This is a genomic window from Mesorhizobium sp. P160219 (assembly GCF_057786095.1).
The window spans coordinates 4,358,956-4,377,330 of sequence record NZ_JBYNWG010000001.1 but is presented as its reverse complement, the minus strand read 5'-3'; the positions used below and the strand labels follow the sequence as shown (position 1 = coordinate 4,377,330).

The 18,375-nt window shown below is 63.3% G+C and carries 15 protein-coding genes; 9 read left to right on the top strand and 6 right to left on the bottom strand.

Annotated features, from left to right (window positions below; all coding sequences use genetic code 11):
• Nucleotides 1-32 precede the first annotated feature (32 nt).
• From AC3EMP_RS21175 to AC3EMP_RS21160, 4 genes are all read left to right on the top strand, one after another.
• On the top strand, nucleotides 33-2,195 hold the full coding sequence (locus AC3EMP_RS21175) for an amylo-alpha-1,6-glucosidase (RefSeq protein WP_352597153.1): 2,163 nt from the start codon (nucleotides 33-35) through the stop codon (nucleotides 2,193-2,195).
• 143 nt (nucleotides 2,196-2,338) lie between these two features.
• Nucleotides 2,339-4,120, top strand: a complete 1,782-nt coding sequence (locus tag AC3EMP_RS21170; RefSeq protein ID WP_352597151.1) for an alpha,alpha-trehalose-phosphate synthase (UDP-forming) — start codon at nucleotides 2,339-2,341, stop codon at nucleotides 4,118-4,120.
• A complete protein-coding gene (gene otsB, locus AC3EMP_RS21165) occupies nucleotides 4,117-4,974 on the top strand; it encodes a trehalose-phosphatase (RefSeq protein WP_352514056.1) in 858 nt (285 codons plus the stop codon). Before AC3EMP_RS21170 ends, otsB begins: the two co-directional genes overlap by 4 nt.
• A gap of 130 nt (nucleotides 4,975-5,104) precedes the next feature.
• A complete protein-coding gene (locus AC3EMP_RS21160; protein ID WP_023693457.1) occupies nucleotides 5,105-6,562 on the top strand; it encodes an NCS1 family nucleobase:cation symporter-1 in 1,458 nt (485 codons plus the stop codon).
• Between the two features lie 90 nt (nucleotides 6,563-6,652).
• Here AC3EMP_RS21160 and AC3EMP_RS21155 read toward each other — a convergent pair whose 3' ends face one another.
• From AC3EMP_RS21155 to tpiA, 5 genes are all read right to left on the bottom strand, one after another.
• The gene (locus tag AC3EMP_RS21155) at nucleotides 6,653-7,198 is read right to left on the bottom strand and encodes a DUF1697 domain-containing protein (RefSeq protein ID WP_488494667.1); all 546 of its coding nucleotides are present in this window, start codon (nucleotides 7,196-7,198) and stop codon (nucleotides 6,653-6,655) included.
• Between the two features lie 24 nt (nucleotides 7,199-7,222).
• On the bottom strand, nucleotides 7,223-8,860 hold the full coding sequence (pyrG, locus tag AC3EMP_RS21150; protein WP_081731701.1) for a CTP synthase: 1,638 nt from the start codon (nucleotides 8,858-8,860) through the stop codon (nucleotides 7,223-7,225).
• A 154-nt stretch (nucleotides 8,861-9,014) separates the two neighbouring features.
• Entirely contained in the window at nucleotides 9,015-10,133 is a 1,119-nt protein-coding gene (locus AC3EMP_RS21145) for a L,D-transpeptidase (RefSeq protein WP_027049440.1), read from the bottom strand.
• Between the two features lie 201 nt (nucleotides 10,134-10,334).
• Entirely contained in the window at nucleotides 10,335-10,835 is a 501-nt protein-coding gene (gene secG, locus AC3EMP_RS21140) for a preprotein translocase subunit SecG (RefSeq protein ID WP_023688558.1), read from the bottom strand.
• Between the two features lie 181 nt (nucleotides 10,836-11,016).
• Nucleotides 11,017-11,787, bottom strand: coding sequence for a triose-phosphate isomerase (tpiA, locus tag AC3EMP_RS21135; protein WP_027049441.1), 771 nt, complete (start codon nucleotides 11,785-11,787; stop codon nucleotides 11,017-11,019).
• A gap of 147 nt (nucleotides 11,788-11,934) precedes the next feature.
• Here tpiA and AC3EMP_RS21130 point away from each other — a divergent pair, with 147 nt between their 5' ends.
• From AC3EMP_RS21130 to AC3EMP_RS21110, 5 genes are read left to right on the top strand one after another with little or no spacing between them, the layout of a single operon-like run.
• The gene (locus tag AC3EMP_RS21130) at nucleotides 11,935-13,830 is read left to right on the top strand and encodes a peptidylprolyl isomerase (protein ID WP_352711926.1); all 1,896 of its coding nucleotides are present in this window, start codon (nucleotides 11,935-11,937) and stop codon (nucleotides 13,828-13,830) included.
• A gap of 30 nt (nucleotides 13,831-13,860) precedes the next feature.
• The gene (gene trpD / locus AC3EMP_RS21125) at nucleotides 13,861-14,871 is read left to right on the top strand and encodes an anthranilate phosphoribosyltransferase (RefSeq protein ID WP_027049443.1); all 1,011 of its coding nucleotides are present in this window, start codon (nucleotides 13,861-13,863) and stop codon (nucleotides 14,869-14,871) included.
• Nucleotides 14,872-14,874: 3 nt separating this feature from the next.
• Nucleotides 14,875-15,687, top strand: coding sequence for an indole-3-glycerol phosphate synthase TrpC (gene trpC, locus AC3EMP_RS21120; RefSeq protein WP_027049444.1), 813 nt, complete (start codon nucleotides 14,875-14,877; stop codon nucleotides 15,685-15,687).
• 2 nt (nucleotides 15,688-15,689) lie between these two features.
• Entirely contained in the window at nucleotides 15,690-16,172 is a 483-nt protein-coding gene (gene moaC, locus AC3EMP_RS21115; RefSeq protein WP_023726639.1) for a cyclic pyranopterin monophosphate synthase MoaC, read from the top strand.
• Nucleotides 16,172-17,377 carry a molybdopterin molybdotransferase MoeA gene (locus AC3EMP_RS21110; RefSeq protein WP_027049445.1) on the top strand — a complete coding sequence of 402 codons (1,206 nt, stop codon included), beginning with the start codon at nucleotides 16,172-16,174 and terminating at the stop codon, nucleotides 17,375-17,377. Before moaC ends, AC3EMP_RS21110 begins: the two co-directional genes overlap by 1 nt.
• A 45-nt stretch (nucleotides 17,378-17,422) precedes the next feature.
• Here the strand turns inward: AC3EMP_RS21110 and AC3EMP_RS21105 are convergent, their stop codons facing one another.
• Nucleotides 17,423-18,136 carry an alpha/beta hydrolase gene (locus AC3EMP_RS21105; protein ID WP_488494737.1) on the bottom strand — a complete coding sequence of 238 codons (714 nt, stop codon included), beginning with the start codon at nucleotides 18,134-18,136 and terminating at the stop codon, nucleotides 17,423-17,425.
• Nucleotides 18,137-18,375 lie beyond the last annotated feature (239 nt).

Here is an 18,375-nt window from a genome sequence, read left to right as displayed (position 1 = left end):
CGTTCCGAACCTGAAACAGAGATTTGTGACTGATGACCGAACTTGACGAGCGCAAGCTCGACCCTGCCGTGGCCCTTGCCTCCCTGGACGAAACCGCGCCGCGCGAGCCGCACCGGCTGTTTGCCCTGAAGCAAGGCGACTGTTTTGCCGTGGCCGATGCCTACGGCGATATCAGGGGCGCGGGCGACGGTTTCTTCCGTGACGACACGCGGGTGCTGTCGGAGTTCAGGCTCACCGTCGGCGGCCGGCAGACATCGCTGCTCGGCGCCTCGCTCAGCCAGGACAATGTGCTGTTCACCAGCAATATGACCAATTTGCCGATGCAAAGCGTCGGTGGCCGCGACATCCCGCAGGGCGCCATCCATATCGAGCGCGTCAGGCTGTTGTGGCAGGACCGGCTGTTCGAGCGCATCACCCTTTCCAACTACAGCCAGGAGCATTCGGCAATCCGCGTCTCGCTGCATTTTGCCGCCGATTTCCGCGACATGTTCGAGGTCCGCGGTTCGACCCGGCCGAAGCGCGGAATGGCGCATGCAGCGGAGATCGATCCTGCCTCGGTGCTGCTGCGCTATGACGGACTGGACGGGCTGGCGCGGGTGTCGGCGATCTCGTTCTCGCAGCCGCCGGACCAGTTGAGCGCCGAGCGCGCGGATTTCCTCATCGCAGTGACCAAACGCAGCAGCAAGATGCTTTACGTCGAGGTCGGCGCGGAACTGACCGAAACGCCCGATCGCGACCGCTTCCGGGCGGCCGCGGCGCGCGCCCGTTTCGGCATGCGGGCCAAGCGCCGCCATGGCGCGACGGTGCACAGTTCGGGCCGCGTCTTCAACGATTGGGTCGAACGCGCTCGCGCCGATGTCGCCTTGCTGACCACCGAACTGTCGACCGGCCCTTACCCCTATGCCGGCATCCCCTGGTTTTCGACGGCCTTCGGCCGTGACGGCGTCATCTCGGCGCTGCAGATGCTATGGCTCAACCCCGGCCTGGCGCGCGGCGTGCTTGCCTTCCTCGCCCAGCACCAGGCGACCGAAACATCGCCTTTCAGCGACTCGCAGCCCGGCAAGATCATGCACGAGACGCGCAAGGGCGAGATGGTGGCGCTGCAGGAGCTGCCTTTCGGCCGTTACTATGGCGGCGTCGATACCACGCCGCTCTACATCCACCTCGCTTGCGCCTATGCCGAGCGCACCGGCGACATGGACTTCATCGCCAGCCTGTGGCCATCTCTCTGCGCCGCCGCCAAGTGGACGGAAGAGGCGAGCCGCGCAACCGGCTTCGTCACCTATCAGCGCGCCGCCGAATCCGGCCTTGCGAACCAAGGCTGGAAGGACAGCTTCGACTCCGTCTTCCACGCCGACGGGCGCATTCCCAAGGGGCCGATCGCGCTGGTCGAAGTGCAGGGTTATGTCTTCGCAGCCTTCAGGGGCCTTGCCGCTCTCGCCCGCCGCCGGGGCGAGTTCGCGCAGGCCGAGCACTGGGAAAATCGCGCGGAAGAGATGCGGATCGCCGTCGAGCGTGATTTCTGGCTGGACGATCTCGGGTTCTATGCGCTGGCGATCGACGGCGCCGGAGAGCCGTGCAAGGTGCGCACCTCGAATGCCGGACACCTGCTCTACGTCGGCCTGCCCGAACCGGCGCGGGCTAAGATGGTCGCCGACCAGTTGCTTTCGGCTTCCTTCCACTCCGGCTGGGGAGTGCGAACGCTTTCCGACGATGCTGTGCTGTTCAACCCGATGTCGTACCACAACGGTTCCATCTGGCCACACGACACGGCGATGTGCGGCGCCGGCCTGGCGCGGTTCGGCGAGCGTGACAGCGTGGTGCGGCTGATGAGCGGCACGTTCGAATCGGCAGTGCATTTCAACATGCGACTGCCGGAACTGTTCTGCGGCTTTACCCGCTCGCCGGGCGAAGCACCGATCGCCTACCCCGTCGCCTGCCTGCCGCAAGCGTGGTCGGCAGGCTCGGCCTTCATGCTGATGCAGGCGTGCCTCGGTCTGGAAATCGACGGCTGGAACGGCGAAATCCACGTCACTCGACCCCGTTTGCCGATCGGCATCGATACGCTGACGCTCAGGCATCTGGGTGTCGGCGAAAAGAGGGTCGATCTTACCTTTCAGCGCGTCGGCGACCGCGTCGTCGCCTTTCTCGCCGACCGCCATGAGGGGTTGGTTCCGCTGATCGTGCGGACATGATCGGAACGGCTTTCAACGGGAACCGATCCCAGGGTTTGTGCGTTGCAAAAAACACAGGTTCTCACGGGCGATCGTCGGCTGCGAACACTCAAATCGAACCATGAAGAAAAGGCCCTGACGGCCAAAATTGAGTTGGAATTGGAATGACTGATTATGGCATGGCCCTGCTCTGGGTCTTGATCCTTGCAAGCCTTGGCCTTTCGGTTCTAGCCGTTCTGTTATCGATCTCCAGGCAACGTCGTAGCCATAGCTCGACGGTTGCACCGACTGCCGGCGAGGACGTCGCATCGGAAGCGACGCGCAAGGTCTTGCGGGAGTTCGAGAAGAACGGACAATCTCCCGACGCGGCGCTGGTGAACTGGTCGCCCGACACTTTGCGCAAGATACTTGCCGACGACCTGCCGAACGCGCAGGTCATCGTCGTCTCGAACCGAGAACCCTATATCCACAACATCAAGGACGACGGCGTCGAGCTTCTGGTGCCGGCCAGCGGCTTGGTGTCGGCGCTTGAGCCTATCACCCGCGCCTGCAGCGGCACCTGGATCGCCTATGGCGGCGGAACTGCGGATCGTCTGACGGTCGATAGCAACGATCGGGTTCAGGTGCCGCCGGACAATCCGTCCTATACGCTGCGCCGCGTGTGGCTGAGCGACGACGAATATCAGGGCTACTATCTCGGCTTTGCCAATGAAGGGCTTTGGCCGCTCTGCCATATCGCCTTCACCCGGCCGGTCTTCCGTGCCTCGGACTGGGAGGCCTATGAGGCCGTCAACCGCAAATTCGCCGATATGGTGGTTGCCGAGGCGAGCAATGAGCGGCCGATCGTGCTGGTTCAGGATTACCATTTCGCGCTCCTGCCGCGCATGATCCGCGAGCGCCTGCCGGAGGCGATCATCATCACCTTCTGGCACATCCCGTGGCCGAACTCCGAAGTGTTCAGCATCTGCCCATGGCGCGAACGCGTTCTTGATGGACTGCTCGGGAGCTCGATCATAGGCTTTCACACCCAGTTTCATGCCAATAATTTCACTGAAAGCGTAGACCGGTTCCTGGAAAGCCGCATCGAGCGCGCCGACGCCGCGATCTCGTATGGCGGGCGGACGACCCTGGTGCACGCCTATCCCATCTCCATCGAATGGCCGGCCGAACTCCTGGCGAAACTGCCACCGGTCGAGGAAAGCCGCGCCCGCCTGCGTGAGCGGTTCGGCCTGTCGGCGGACGTCAAGCTGTGCGTCGGCGTCGAGCGCCTGGACTACACCAAGGGCATCCTCGACCGCTTCCATGCGCTGGACGAATTGTTTACGCGCCACCCCGAGTGGATCGGCAAGGTAGTGTTCCTGCAGATTGCTGCCCCAAGCCGCGGCACGCTGCCGGCCTACCAGCAATTGCACGATGAATGCCTGCGTTATGCCAACGAGCTCAACCAGCGCTACGGTCATGACGGCTACAAGCCCGTGGTCATGGTGGCTGAGCACCATTCGCAGCAACAGGTCTATGAGATCTATCGCGCCGCCGACATCTGCATGGTCACCAGCCTGCATGACGGCATGAACCTCGTAGCCAAGGAATTCGTCGCCGCGCGTGACGACGAACAGGGCGTGCTGTTGCTCAGCACGTTTGCCGGCGCGTCGCGCGAACTGCTGGAAGCACTGATCGTCAATCCTTACGACGCGGCGATGATGAGCCAGGTGTTGCTGCAGGCGCTGACCATGTCACCGGACGAACAACGCGAGCGCATGCGCCCGATGCGCGAAATAGTGCGCGACAACAATGTCTTTCGCTGGGCCGGCAGCATGCTTCTCGATGCCGCGCGCCTGCGCAAACGCGGCGACCTCGAAAGAGCGACAAGTGTCGCCGAGCGGCCCGCAAACACCGACACCAACATCGTCTCGCTGTTCGACCGCATGCGGAAGGTGGCGTCATGAATAGCCTGTCGAAAGCACCGGGCCTGCCAACCGCACCCGACCTGCCGGAAGGACAATGGGCGCTTTTCCTCGATATCGACGGCACGTTGCTGGAGCACGCGGCGCACCCCGACGCCGTGTCCGTGAGCGACGAACTGCGCAACCTCCTCGGCATCGTCGATGAACGGCTGGACGGCGCTGTCGCCTTTATCACCGGCCGCTCGGTCGAAGGCGCCGACCGCCTGTTTCATCCGTTGAAGCTGCGTGTTGCGGGTCTTTATGGGCTGGAACACCGGCTGACGCCGGACGGCCCGGTCGTTACCGCCGATGCTCCCGCCGATATAGCTGCCCTTGCCGACGCCATCGAAGCCGAACTGGATGACGGCCTTGTTCATATCGAGCGCAAGGGTCCGATCCTCGCCATCCATACGCGTGCGGCGCCGCATCTGCTGGCCAGGGCAACGCATCTTGCCGAACAGGCATTGACCGAGCTTCCCAAGGGCTATCGGGTTATCCCGGGCAACGCCGGCGTCGAACTCATGCCGCTCGAAGCGGCCAAGGGCGCTGCCGTGCGGCGTTTCATGGCAATCCCGCCCTTTGCCGGACGGCGGCCGGTCTTTCTCGGCGACGACACCGCCGACGAAAACGGTTTCGAGGCGATCAACGAGGCCGGCGGCATCTCGATCCGGGTCAAGCCGCGTGGGCCGACCGTGGCCCAATACAGGCTCGATGATGTCACCTGCGCGATAGCTTGGCTTGCCGCCAATTTCGATGCATCACTGCCCTCAATCGCAAAGCGTCCTGATCGCTGCCGCCTGCAGATCGAATCAAGATCGCCGCGATTGCGCCGACCTTCGCCAAAAGCCGCTCGATAAGCGCTGTTCTCATTGAATATCTTTAAGGCCAAAGCCGGCAAATGGATTGCTTGCCGGTTCCCCTGCGTCAGGCATAACCTGCGCAGTCGACGCATGAGGGCGCGTGCGGCATCAAGGGGAGGACATCGCAGTGACCATACAAGGCGCATCACCTGATCTATACAATGAGGATCTGGCTCCGGCCAAAGTCCGAAACTGGGGGCCGTTCTCTATCTTCAACGTCTGGACGTCGGACGTCCACAGCCTCTGGGGCTATTATCTCGCCGCAAGCCTGTTCCTGTTTTGCGGCGGCTTCGTCAATTTCATCATCGCCATCGGCATCGGTTCGCTGATCATCTACGCGCTGATGAACATGGTCGGCTATGCCGGCGTGAAGACCGGCGTGCCCTACCCCGTGCTGGCGCGCGCCTCCTTCGGCATCTGGGGCGCCAACATTCCGGCCCTGGTGCGCGCCATCGTCGCCTGCTTCTGGTACGGCGCGCAGACGGCGGCGGCATCGGGCGCGATCGTGGCGTTGCTGATCCGCTCGCAATGGTTCGCCGATTTCAACGCCAACACGCATTTCCTCGGCCATACGGGTCTGGAAGTGATCTGTTTTGTGGTCATCTGGGCACTGCAATTGCTGATCATCCAGAACGGCATGGAAACGGTGCGCCGCTTCCAGGATTGGGCCGGACCGGCGGTGTGGGTGATGATGTTGATCCTGGCGATCTATCTCTGTGTAAAATCCGGGAGATTTGCCTTTACCAGCGACATCCCGATGGATGTGCTGCTCGACAAGACAAAGGATGCCGGCGTACCCGGAACCCCTGGCTCCTGGACGTCGCTGTTTGCGGTGGCGGCGATCTGGGTCACCTATTTCTCGGCGCTCTATCTCAATTTCTGCGATTTCGCCCGCTATGCCCCAGACAAGGCATCGCTGCGCAAGGGCAACATCTGGGGCCTGCCGATCAATCTCATCCTGTTCTCGCTGGTCGCCGGCGTGACCACCATCGCTGCCTTCGACGTGTATGGCGAAGTGCTTCTGCATCCCGACCAGATCTCGGCGAAATTCGACAGCTGGTTCCTGGCAGCGCTTGCAGCCCTGACCTTTGCCGTGGCGACGCTCGGCATCAATGTGGTGGCAAACTTCGTCTCGCCGGCCTTCGACTTCTCCAACGTCTTTCCGCGGCAGATCGACTTCAAGAAGGGCGGCTATATCGCGGCCGTAATCGCGCTGGTGCTCTATCCCTTCGCGCCGTGGGAAGGCAGTGCCGCATCTTTCGTCAACGTCATCGGCGCGACGATGGGGCCGATCTTCGGGGTGATGATGGTCGACTACTATCTGATCCGGAAGGGCGAGGTCGACGTCGAGGCACTGTACCGCGAAGATGGCGAGTTCCGCTTCCAGGGCGGCTGGCACATCAACGCCTTCATAGCCGCCGGCATCGGCGCCATCTTCTCCTCGGTCCTGCCGAACTTCACCAACTTGCTGCCGGCATGGTGGGGCGTTTATGGCTGGTTCTTCGGCGTCGGCATTGCAGGGGTCATCTACTACGTCCTTCGCACCGCCGCCCTTGGCGCAGGGGCCAGGACGGCGAAGGCGTGAAATGAGAGATAGGGAGCAGTCAGTAGTCAGTAGGGAATAGTATAACCCCTACTCCCTACTCCCTACTCCCTCCTCCCTACTCCCTACTCCCTACTCCCTACTCCCTACCATCTCAGCCAACCTCCGCACCGTGTTCCAGTTGCGTGCGGTGCCGATGCCCATGCGCTTGTGGTTCATGGCAGCGAGCAGCCGCGAGCTTGGCCGCTCGCGCGAAAAGACGACCCAGATGTCGCCATCGACCGAAGCCACCTTCTCGTCCTCGGCGGCATAGGCCTGGAGCGCGGCCACACCATCCGCTGGCGCTGGCTTGCGCATCACCCGCACAGCCACCTGATCGCCTGCCTCGGCAAAGTCGGCCGGGAATGGGTTGCCGGCGGCAAGTTTCAGCCAATCCTCGGCAGTGCGCACGATGATGACGACGTTGCGGCCGAAGGTTTTTTCGAAGGCCGTTTCCAGCCGCTGTTCCAGCTTGGCGATGCCGGTCGCCCGTGTCTCGAAGACCAGATTGCCGGTCGCCACCAGGGTGCGCGGGTTCTTCAGCCCAAGCTGTTCAGCCATCGCCTTGAGGTCGGCCATGACGACCCGGCGGCCTTCGCCGAGGATAATGCTGTAGAGCAGCGCAACATAGGTCTGCATCAGCTGCGAAACCTCACCGTGGCCCTAGACCAGTCGCGACTGGTCCACCGCGGCCGAGATGAAGCTGGCGAACAGGGGATGCGGCTCAAGCGGCCGGCTCTTCAGCTCCGGATGGTACTGGACGCCGATGAACCAGGGATGGTCGGGGTATTCGACCGTTTCCGGCAGCACGCCGTCGGGCGACATGCCGGCAAACACCAGGCCGCAATCTTCCAGCCGCTCCTTGTAGTCGATATTGACCTCGTAGCGGTGGCGATGGCGCTCGGAAATCTGGGTGTCGCCATAGATGTCGGCGATCTTCGAACCCTTGGCGAGTTCAGCCTGATAGGCGCCAAGCCGCATGGTGCCGCCGAGATCGCCCGTTTCGCGGCGCTTCTCCAGCATGTTGCCTTTCAGCCATTCGGTCATCAGGCCGACGACCGGCTCGTCGGTCGGACCGAATTCGGTCGACGAGGCGTGTTCGACGCCGGCCAGCGAGCGCGCTGCCTCGATGCAGGCCATCTGCATGCCGAAGCAGATGCCGAAATACGGCACCTTGCGCTCGCGGGCGAATTTCGCCGCCAGGATTTTGCCTTCCGAGCCGCGCTCGCCGAAGCCGCCGGGCACCAGGATGCCATGCACCTTTTCCAGCCACGGCGTCGGGTCTTCCTTCTCGAAAATCTCGCTCTCGATCCAGTCGAGCTTGACCTTGACGCGGTTGGCCATGCCGCCATGCGACAAAGCCTCGATCAGCGATTTGTAGGCATCCTTGAGGCCGGTGTATTTGCCGACAATGGCAATCGTCACCTCGCCCTCCGGATTGTGGATGCGGTTGGACACGGTCTGCCAGGGCTCCATGCGCGGCTTCGGCGCCGGATCGATACCGAAGGCGGCCAGCACTTCCGAATCGAGCCCTTCCTTGTGGTAAGCCATCGGCACGTCATAGATGTGGGGCACGTCGAGCGCCTGGATGACGGCACTTTCGCGCACATTGCAGAACAGCGACAGTTTTCTGCGCTCTTCCTTGGGGATGGCGCGGTCGGCGCGGACCAACAGGATATCGGGCGCGATGCCGATGCCGCGCAGTTCCTTGACCGAATGCTGGGTCGGCTTGGTCTTCAGCTCGCCGGCCGTGGGGATGTAAGGCATCAAGGTCAGGTGGACATAGACGGCGTTGTTGCGCGGCAGATCGTTGCCGAGCTGGCGGATCGCCTCGAGAAACGGCATCGCCTCGATATCGCCAACCGTGCCGCCGATCTCGCACAGCACGAAATCATAGTCGTCATTGCCGTCGAGCACGAAATTCTTGATCTCGTCGGTGACATGCGGAATGACCTGCACGGTGGCGCCGAGATAGTCACCGCGCCGTTCGCGCTCGATAATGTTCTTGTAGATGCGGCCGGTGGTGATGTTGTCCTGCTGGTTGGCCGAGCGGCCGGTGAAGCGCTCGTAATGGCCAAGATCGAGATCGGTCTCGGCGCCGTCATCGGTGACGAAAACCTCGCCATGCTGGTAAGGCGACATCGTTCCGGGATCGACATTGAGATAGGGATCGAGCTTTTTGATGCGTGCGCGATAGCCTCGCGCCTGCAAGAGAGCCCCAAGGGCCGCTGCAGCGATGCCTTTTCCAAGTGAGGAAACCACGCCGCCTGTGATGAATACATATCGCGCCATGGGAGTCATCGCTTAACGCGGCCGAATTGATTCCGCCAGAGAAAAAACCGCCGCTGAGGCTTTTTCCAGAGAAGGCGCGATAGTCCCGAGGTTCGAGACTGGTGTTTTGGTCAAAACAAAAGGGCCGGCAAAAGCCGGCCCTTTCGGCAGGTTTGTGAAAGCGTCAGATGATGACGACCTTGGTGCCGACCCTGACGCGGCTGTAGAGGTCCATGACGTGCTCGTTGATCATGCGGAAGCAGCCATTGGAAGCGCTGGTTCCGATCGACTGCGGCGCGATGGTGCCGTGGATGCGCAGATGCGTGTCCTTCTTGCCGTCGTAGAGATAGATGGCGCGGGCGCCGAGCGGGTTCTGGCCGCCGCCGGGCATGCCGTCCTTGTACTGGCCGTAATGCTTGGGTTCGCGCTTCTGCATGTCGAGCGTCGGGATCCAGCGCGGCCATTCCTGCTTGTCGCCAACGGCAACCTTGCCCTTGAACTGCAGGCCTTCGCGGCCGACCGCGATCGCATAGCGGCGGGCGGTGAAAGCCGATTCGACGAGGTAGAGGCGGCGCGCGCTAGTATCGATGACGATCGTACCCGGCTCATAGCCGCTGAATTCGACGTCCTGCGGCACGAATTCCGGCTTCACCTTGAACTGCTTCTTGGCTTGCCGCTTGGCGAGAGCCTGGTCGAGCGCGCGCGTTTCGGGGAGATAGGCAATCGACGAGGCAGAGGACGTGCCGCCGAACAGGCCGGCGAACAGTCCGCCGCTCGTCGGCTTCTGGCCTGGGGCCTCGCTGCGCAATTCGCCATTGTTGCCGGTCAGCGCGATATTCATCGCTTCGGCCGGAAGCGGTTCAGCCGATTCGATCGGCTCGATCGGCGCGATCGGGTCAACCGGAGCGATGATCTTGGTGGTCTTCTTGCCTGGCTTGGCGTCGGCAACCACGACCGGCTTGCCCTTGCTTGCCAGGAACGCCTGGCGCTGGGCATCGGCCCTGGCTTTCGCCGCATCGCGCATCGCCAGCTTGCGGGCCTCGAGCGCCTTGACGCGGGCGAGATCCCTGTCGGCGGCGATCTTGTCTTCGAGCTTGCTGATCTGAGCCAGATCATCCGGGCTCGGGTTTTTCTTCTTCTTGAGAAGCTTCAGCTGCGTCGCATCGCTCTTGGCGGCGACGTTGATGACAGCGGTTTTGCCAACCGCCTGCGGTGAGGTCATTGCCGGAGTGCCGGCGAAGGCCGCGGAGCTCATGCCGAATACGGCACAAAACCCCATGAAAATGAAGCTGCGAAGCTGCATGGCGAAGATCCGATCGTTCAATGCTTGTTGCCCACGGCGTCGCCCGGCGCCCCCCAAGGGCGCAGAAAGTGCCGCCGGCAATCTATAATCGAAGTGGCGTACGGGCCTCAAGCACGGGGTGCGGTCGAATCTTCGTGATCGTGTGCCATTTGCCGCGACTGTGTTGAAACAACAACAGATCGCGGCATCTGACCGTACCGACTACTGGTTCGGAACCTGCGGCGTGACCGGCAAGGTAACGCCATTGGTAGCCGGCGGCGCAGCCGAATCGGTTGCAGGTGGCGTCGCCGGAGATGGAGCCGTCGCCGGGGCTGTGGTGGCGGGAGCCGTCGCGGGCGGCGTCGTGGCGGCGCCGTTGGCCGCGGGCGCGGCCGGTGCGGTGTTGCCCGAAGGCGGCGTCGGCGCCGTCGTGCCGGGCAACTGATTGAGCACGCCGTTGCCGCTGTCGGCCGGCACGCGGTCGAGAATGTCGATCGGTTTTTCGCCATAGCGGGCAACGATCGAGAGTGTCAGCGACGTCACGAAGAAGGCCGCGGCCAGGATCGCCGTCGCCCGCGTCAGCGCATTGGCGGCGCCACGCGCGGTCATGAAACCGGAACCGCCGCCAATGCCGAGACCACCGCCTTCGGAGCGTTGCAGCAGCACGACGCCGACAAGGGCGAGCACGACCATGAGGTGGATGACGATCAGTACGGTTTCCATATTTTATCCTGGCAAGCCCTGCCGCTTTCTGGCGATCAGGGCCGGTGATTTGGAGGCGGCTCCATACAATGCTTTAACGGCATTTCCAAGCCCGTGGCCGGAATATGGGAAGCAATGCGCCCTTTGCAACGATTTCCGCCGAACTGCTGCGTTCATAAGTCGATGACCGAAATTCCGGGGCCTACGCGATATTCTGGTATGCCTCGGCGATGGCGAGAAAGTCGGACGCCTTCAGGCTGGCGCCGCCAACCAGCGCGCCATCGACGTTTTTGACGCCCAGCAGTTCGACTGCGTTGGACGCCTTGACCGAGCCGCCATAGAGAATGCGCATCTTGCCGGCCACGACTGCGCCGAGCGCTTCCGCCAGTTTTTGGCGGATATGTGCGTGCGCCTCCGCCACGTCTTCGGCGGTCGGCGTCAGGCCGGTGCCGATAGCCCATACCGGCTCGTAGGCGATAACGGTGTTGGTGGGCGTTGCGCTCGGTGGCACCGAGCCGGCGACCTGCCGCGACAACACGTCGAGTGCTGTGCCCGCTTCGCGCTCCGCCTTGGTCTCGCCGATGCAGATAATGGCGACGAGCCCTGCCCGCCACGCCGCCGAGGCCTTGGCGAGGACGATGGCATCGTCCTCGCTGCGCTGTTCGCGGCACTCGGAATGGCCGACAATGACGTGGCTGGCGCCCGCATCCTTCAGCATCTCGGCTGAGACACAGCCGGTGAAGGCGCCGCTTTCCTTGATGTGGCAGTCCTCGCCACCGGCCCGCACCGGCGTGCGCGACAGGATTTCGACGGCGCGCGACAGCAAGGTCGCCGGCACGCAGACCAATGCTTCGGTCTCTGCGTCGAGCCCGCTCATGAAGCCGTTGCCGATCATCCTGAGCTCGTTCAGCGAAGCGCTGGTGCCGTTCATTTTCCAGTTGCCGGCAACGAGCGGTCGAATTCCTGGCGTCATGGGGATCTGGTTCTCCGGGCGACATTGGGGTCTCGCCCTCCCTATCAAAATCAGGCCACAAAGCAATCGACAGTGAGCCGGAAGGGCGCTATTGCGCTTGTTTCAGACTCGGGCGCACGCAAAACTGCGCAAAAATCGGAAGTAACAATGCTTGGTATATTGAGAAGCGCGGCAGGGACCTGGGTCGCGAAAGCCCTGCTGTCGCTGCTGGTGTTGAGTTTCCTTGCCTGGGGCGTCACCACGCGGATGACGGGCGGCTTCCTGGCTGGCCATCATGCGGTGATCACCGCCGGCAGCACCACCGTGTCGATCACCGAGTACCGCCTCGCCTACGATCGCCAGATCGCCATGCTGCAGCAGCAGATCGGCCAGCGCATCAGCCGCGACCAGGCCAAGGCCTATGGCATCGACAACCAGGTGCTGGCTCAGTTGGTGTCCGGCGCCGTCCTCGACGAACAGGCGCGCAAGCTCGGGCTTGGCTTCTCCAAGGACAGGCTGGCCGAACTGACGCGGCAGGAACCCGCCTTCCAGGGCCCGAATGGCCAGTTCGACCGCCGGCTGTTCGAATCCCGCCTGCGCGAACTGGGAATGCGGCCGGATGATTATCTGAAGAACCGGGCTCAGGTGGCGGTGCGCCAGCAGATCGTCGAAGCGGTTTCGGACGGCCTCAAGGCTCCGGACACCTTCTTCAAGGCAGTTGCGCTCTATCGGGGCGAAGACCGCACCATCGACTATCTGATTTTGCCAAAGGCGTTGGTGGAGCCCATCGAGGCGCCATCCGACAGCGTGCTTCAGGCTTATTTCGACGCCAAAAAGAAAACCTACGCGGCGCCAGAATACCGCAAATTCTCCTATGTCCGGCTCGAGCCCGAAGACATCATGGATGTCGGCGCCGTGACCGACCAGCAGGTCAGCGACGACTACAACAAGAACAAGGGCCGCTACACCACGCCGGAAATGCGCACCATCGAACAGCTGGTGTTTCCTTCCGCGGACGCCGCCAAGGCGGCATCCGATTCGCTGAAGACGGGCGCCACTTTCGACAAGATCGTCACCGCGCAGGGCAAGACCCCGGCCGACACGCTGCTCGGCACGCTCTCCAAGGACAAGATCACCGACAAGGCGGTCGCCGATGCCGCATTCGCGCTTGCCGTCAACGAAGTCAGCCCGGTCGTCCAGGGCGCGTTCGGTCCGGTGCTTTTGCGCGTTACCGAGATCAAACCGGAAACGGTGAAGCCGCTGGCGGAAGTGTCAGACCAGATCCGCAAGGATCTGGCGCTTGGCGAAGCAAGCCGCATCCTGCTCGACGTGCACGACAATTACGAAGACACCCGCGCCGCCGGCAGCACGCTGGCCGAAGCCGCCGCCAAACTGAAGCTCAAGGACGTCACCGTCGAGGCCATAGACCGCACCGGCCTCAAGCCGGACGGCACCATCATCAAGGACCTGCCGGCATCGCCGGACCTGATCAAGGCGGTGTTCGAAGCCGAGCCCAACACCGAGAATCAAGCCCTGACCACGCCTAACAACGGCTTCGTGTTCTATGAACTGACATCGATCACGCCGGCTCGCGACCGCACGCTGGACGAAGTCCGCCAGCGCGTGGTGGCGGACTGGACGACAGAGGAAACGACCAAGCGGCTGACCGCGAAAGCAGACGAACTCGACAAGCGCCTCAAGGCTGGCACCACACTCGACGTCATCGCCGGCGAACTGAAGCTTGAAAAGCAGACCAAGCGCGGCGTCAAGCGCGAGGCCGACGATGTCGATTTCGGCAAGGAGGGTGCTGCTGCGATGTTCGGCGTCGGCGAAGGCGGCACCGGGCTGATCCCCTCGCCCACCGGCGACGGCCAGATCCTGTTCAAGGTCGCCGAAGTGTTCGAGCCGGCCGGAGCCGACGCCAGCTCGGTACCCGACGATGCGCAAAAATCCTTCACGCAAGGCATGTCCGACGATCTGCTCGACCAGTTGGTGGCGCAGTTGCAGACGCAGTACGCCGTCAGCGTCGACCAGGCCGCCGTTGCCCAAGCCCTCGCCCAATGAAGGCCCTAGCCCAATGAACGTCTTGGCCCAATGAGCGCCCTAAAGACCCATATCGCCAAGGTCGCCACGGGAACCGGGCTTACCTTCGAGGAAGCGCGCGAAGCTTTCGACATCATCATGTCTGGCGACGCGACGCCGGGCCAGATCGGCGGCTTCCTGATGGCCTTGCGTGTGCGCGGCGAGACGGTGAGCGAGATTTCCGGCGCCGTCGCCACCATGCGTGCCAAGATGCTGCGCGTCGAAGCTCCTGAGGGCGCCATCGACATCGTCGGCACCGGCGGCGACAATTCGCATTCAGTCAACATCTCGACCGCTTCGGCCTTCGTCATTGCCGGCTGCGGCGTGCCGGTCGCCAAGCACGGCAATCGGGGCCTGTCGTCGCTGACGGGCGCTGCCGATGTGCTGGTCGCGCTCGGCGTCAAGATCGATATCCCGCCAGAGGTAATCGGCCGCTGCATCCAGGATGCCGGCGTCGGCTTCATGTTCGCACCTGCGCACCACCCGGCGATGAAGCATGTCGGCCCGACCCGCGTCGAGCTCGGCACGCGTACCATCTTCAACCTGCTCGGACCGCTGTCCAATCCGGCTGGCGTCAGCAGACAGATGGTCGGCGTGTTCCTGCCGGAATGGATCGTGCCGGTGGCCGAGACATTGAAGGCGTTGGGCACCGAGCATGCCTGGGTGGTCCATGGGGATGGCTATGACGAAATCACCACCACCGGCGAAACGCAGGTGGCGGAACTCGCCGGCGGCGAGATCCGCCATTTCACGCTCACCCCGGAAGCCGTCGGCCTGCAGCGCCACACCAAGGACGAGTTGCGCGGCGGCGACGCCGCCTACAATGCCACGGCGTTGCGCGACATGCTGAGAGGTGCTGCCGGGGCCTATCGCGATACGGTGCTGATGAATGCAGGCGCCGGCATGGTGGTAGCCGGCAAGGCGACGACGCTTGCCGACGGCATGGCCGCGGCCACACAGGCCATCGACAGCGGCCGGGCGCTGGGCGTGCTCGACAGGCTGGTCGAGATTTCGAACGGATGAGCCGTGGCTGACATTCTGCGCAAGATCGAGGCCTACAAACGCGACGAGATCGCGGCGGCGAAGGCGCGGATACCGTTGGCCGAGATCAAGGCGCGAGCCAGGGATGCCGACGCACCGCGTGGCTTTCTGAGGGCGCTTGAGGCGAAGCGCAGATCGGGCAGCTTCGGCCTGATCGCCGAGATCAAAAAGGCAAGCCCTTCCAAAGGCTTGATCCGTGCCGATTTCGACCCGCCCGCACTGGCGCAGGCCTATGAGAAAGGCGGTGCCGCCTGTCTTTCGGTGCTGACCGATGCGCCATCCTTCCAGGGCGCGCCGGAATTTCTCACCAATGCACGGAAGGCAGTGTCCCTGCCCGCGCTGCGCAAGGATTTCCTGTTCGACCCTTACCAGGTCTACGAGGCTCGCGCATGGGGCGCCGATGCCATCCTGATCATCATGGCCAGCGTCGATGATGCCTTGGCGAGCGAATTGGAAGCGACCGCGTTCGAACTCGGCATGGACGCGCTGATCGAGGTGCATGACGAGGCCGAGACGCAGCGCGCGGTAAAACTGTCGTCGCAGCTGATCGGCATCAACAACCGCAATCTCAGAACATTCGAGACCAGCCTCGAGACCTCGGAACGGCTGGCATCGATGGTGCCGGGCGGCCGGTTGCTGGTCAGCGAGAGCGGAATTTTCACCCACGACGATTGCTTCAGGATGCAAAAGACCGGCATCAGCACCTTCCTCGTCGGCGAGAGCCTGATGCGGCAAGAGGATGTCGCTGCGGCAACGCGGCTGCTTTTGACAGGCAAGGCGAAGGCCGAGGCCATCTGAGGATGGCAGCCGCCCTCACCCATCTCGGTGCCAAGGGCGAGGCCAACATGGTCGATGTCGGCGACAAGGCGGAGACGACGCGCACGGCGGTCGCCGAGGGCTTTGTCTCGATGCGGGCCGAAACCCTGAAGATGATCCTCGACGGCGACGCCAAGAAGGGCGATGTGCTCGGTACCGCGCGCATTGCCGGCATCATGGCGGCCAAGAAGACGCATGAGCTGATTCCGCTCTGCCATCCGCTGCTTTTGACCAAGGTGTCGGTCGACATCGAACCGGACACCACGCTGCCCGGCCTTAGGGTCACCGCGCTTGCCCGCGTCACCGGCAAGACCGGGGTCGAGATGGAGGCGCTGACCGCGGCGTCGGTGGCGTGCCTGACCATCTACGACATGGCCAAGGCGGTCGACCGCGCCATGGTGATTTCCGGCATCAGGCTGGTGGAAAAGACCGGCGGCAAGTCGGGCGACTACAGGGCGGGTTCGTAATGGCGCTGGTTCCGGTCGCCGAGGCGCTTCAACGCCTCCTCGACGGCGCTGTGGCATTGCCCGGTGAACGCGTCGCGCTGGCGGATGCGGCCGGCCGGGTGCTGGCGGAGCCGGTCGTGGCGCTGCGTACCCAGCCGCCTTTCAATGCATCTGCCATGGACGGCTATGCCGCACGGGCGCAGGATGTGGCGACCCTCCCGGCGAGGCTTTCGGTGATCGGCACGGCGCCTGCAGGGCGCGGCTTTGACGGCGCTGTCGGCAAGGCGGAAGCCGTGCGCATCTTCACCGGCGCGCCGCTGCCTGAAGGCGCAGACACCATCGTCATCCAGGAAAATGTTCGCGATCTCGGCGGCGGCCGGATCGAGGTCACCGAACCGACGGCGAAGAACCGCAACATCCGCCGCCTTGGACTGGATTTTGCCCAAGGCGACGTGCTGCTGGAGAAAGGCCGCGTGCTCGATCCGGCTGCATTGTCGCTCGCGGCGTCGGCCAATCATCCCCGGTTGAACGTGGTGCAACGGCCGCTGGTCGCCATCATCGCCACCGGCGACGAATTGCTGCCACCGGGCAGCGAACCTGGCCCCGACCAGATCATCTCGTCCAACGCCTATGGCGTCGCTGCTGTGGCGCAGTCGGTCGGCGCTCGCGCGCTCGATCTCGGTATAGCGGCCGATCGCAAGGAAGCGATCGCGGCGCTGGTGAAAAAGGCGGTCGATGCGAAAGCCGACGTCATCGTCACGCTCGGCGGCGCCTCGGTCGGCGACCATGATCTCGTCCATGACGTGCTGACCGGCGAAGGCATGAAGCTCGACGTCTGGAAGCTAGGCATGCGCCCGGGCAAGCCGCTGATGTTCGGGCGGCTGGGCGATATCAGGTGCATCGGCCTGCCCGGCAATCCGGTGGCGAGCCTGGTCTGCTCGCAATTGTTCCTGAAGCCGCTGTTGGCGCAGCTCGGCGGCCGTCCCCACCGGCAGGACATCCGCCAGGCTCAGCTTGGCGCCGCGATGCCGGCCAATGATCTAAGGCAAGACTATGTGCGCGCCGTGGTCCGGGAAGAAGCCGGCGCATTGGTGGCGACGCCGTTCGGCATCCAGGATTCCTCGATGCTGAGAATGCTGGCCGACGCCAACGGCCTGATCGTGCGCGAGCCCTTCGCTCCGGCGGCAGAAGCAGGCGCTGCTTGCAGCGTTCTGATGTTGCGCTGAAGGTCGCGGATCCAAGCCGTTAATTCCAAGAGATAAGACTGGTTGTTACTCCGCCAGCAATGTCCGCGTCAGCGGATGTGTCGGATCGGCAAGCCCGTCGACGATGCTGAAATGATGCCGGTCCGGCTCGACCACTGTGCTGGTCGTGGCGCCGAGGCCGATCCAGATGTTGGCAAGCAGCGCATTCTGGCGCAGGAACTCCGCCCGCTCGCCGCCGCCGGCCCAGCAGGTGATGCGCGCGCCCTGCATGGGGCGCAGCAGAACCGGGCTTTCGGCCAGTGCTTCCGCTTCATCGATGGCCAGTGTCGCGTTCATCCCCGTCCGCATTATCGGCCGCAGATCATGAACCCCGGAGATCGAGACGACATTGCGTATGCGGCCGGCCACATCGGCGGCCAGAGGCGTCGTTGTCGTCACCATCCTGGAGGCGAGATGGCCGCCGGCGGAATGCCCGGTCAGGATCACCGGCCCGCCGACCATCGTCGCCGCCTTGCCGATCGCCGCCGCGATTTCCCTGACGATGCCGGAAATGCGTATGTCGGGACAAAGCGTGTAAGTCGGCGTTGCCACGGCAAAGCCATTGGCAACCGCGCCGTTGGCCAGATGCGACCATGGCTTGTTGTCGAACGCCTTCCAGTAACCGCCATGGATGAAGACGACGAGCCCTTTGGGCATGACATCGGGAAGGAACAGATCGAGCCTGTTGCGCGGGCTGTCGCCATAGTCGATGTCGAGCTTGGCCCGACCGGACGCCGACATTGTGTCGCGAAAAGCCTGTGCCGGTGTGTCCCACGCGGCCGGCCAGCGATTGCTGCCGGCAATGTTGTCGCCGTTGGCGTAGGCATTGTCCCAATCGGCAACACGATGTTGGAGCATCTGCATCCCTCCCGGATGGCTTCAGTTCAGTCGACAGGAATGGCCGCCGAACAGGGCGGCGTCAATCCTGCGATCTAAAAACATTTTAGGCTTGAAACAAATTTCGACTGGTGCGATCCTGC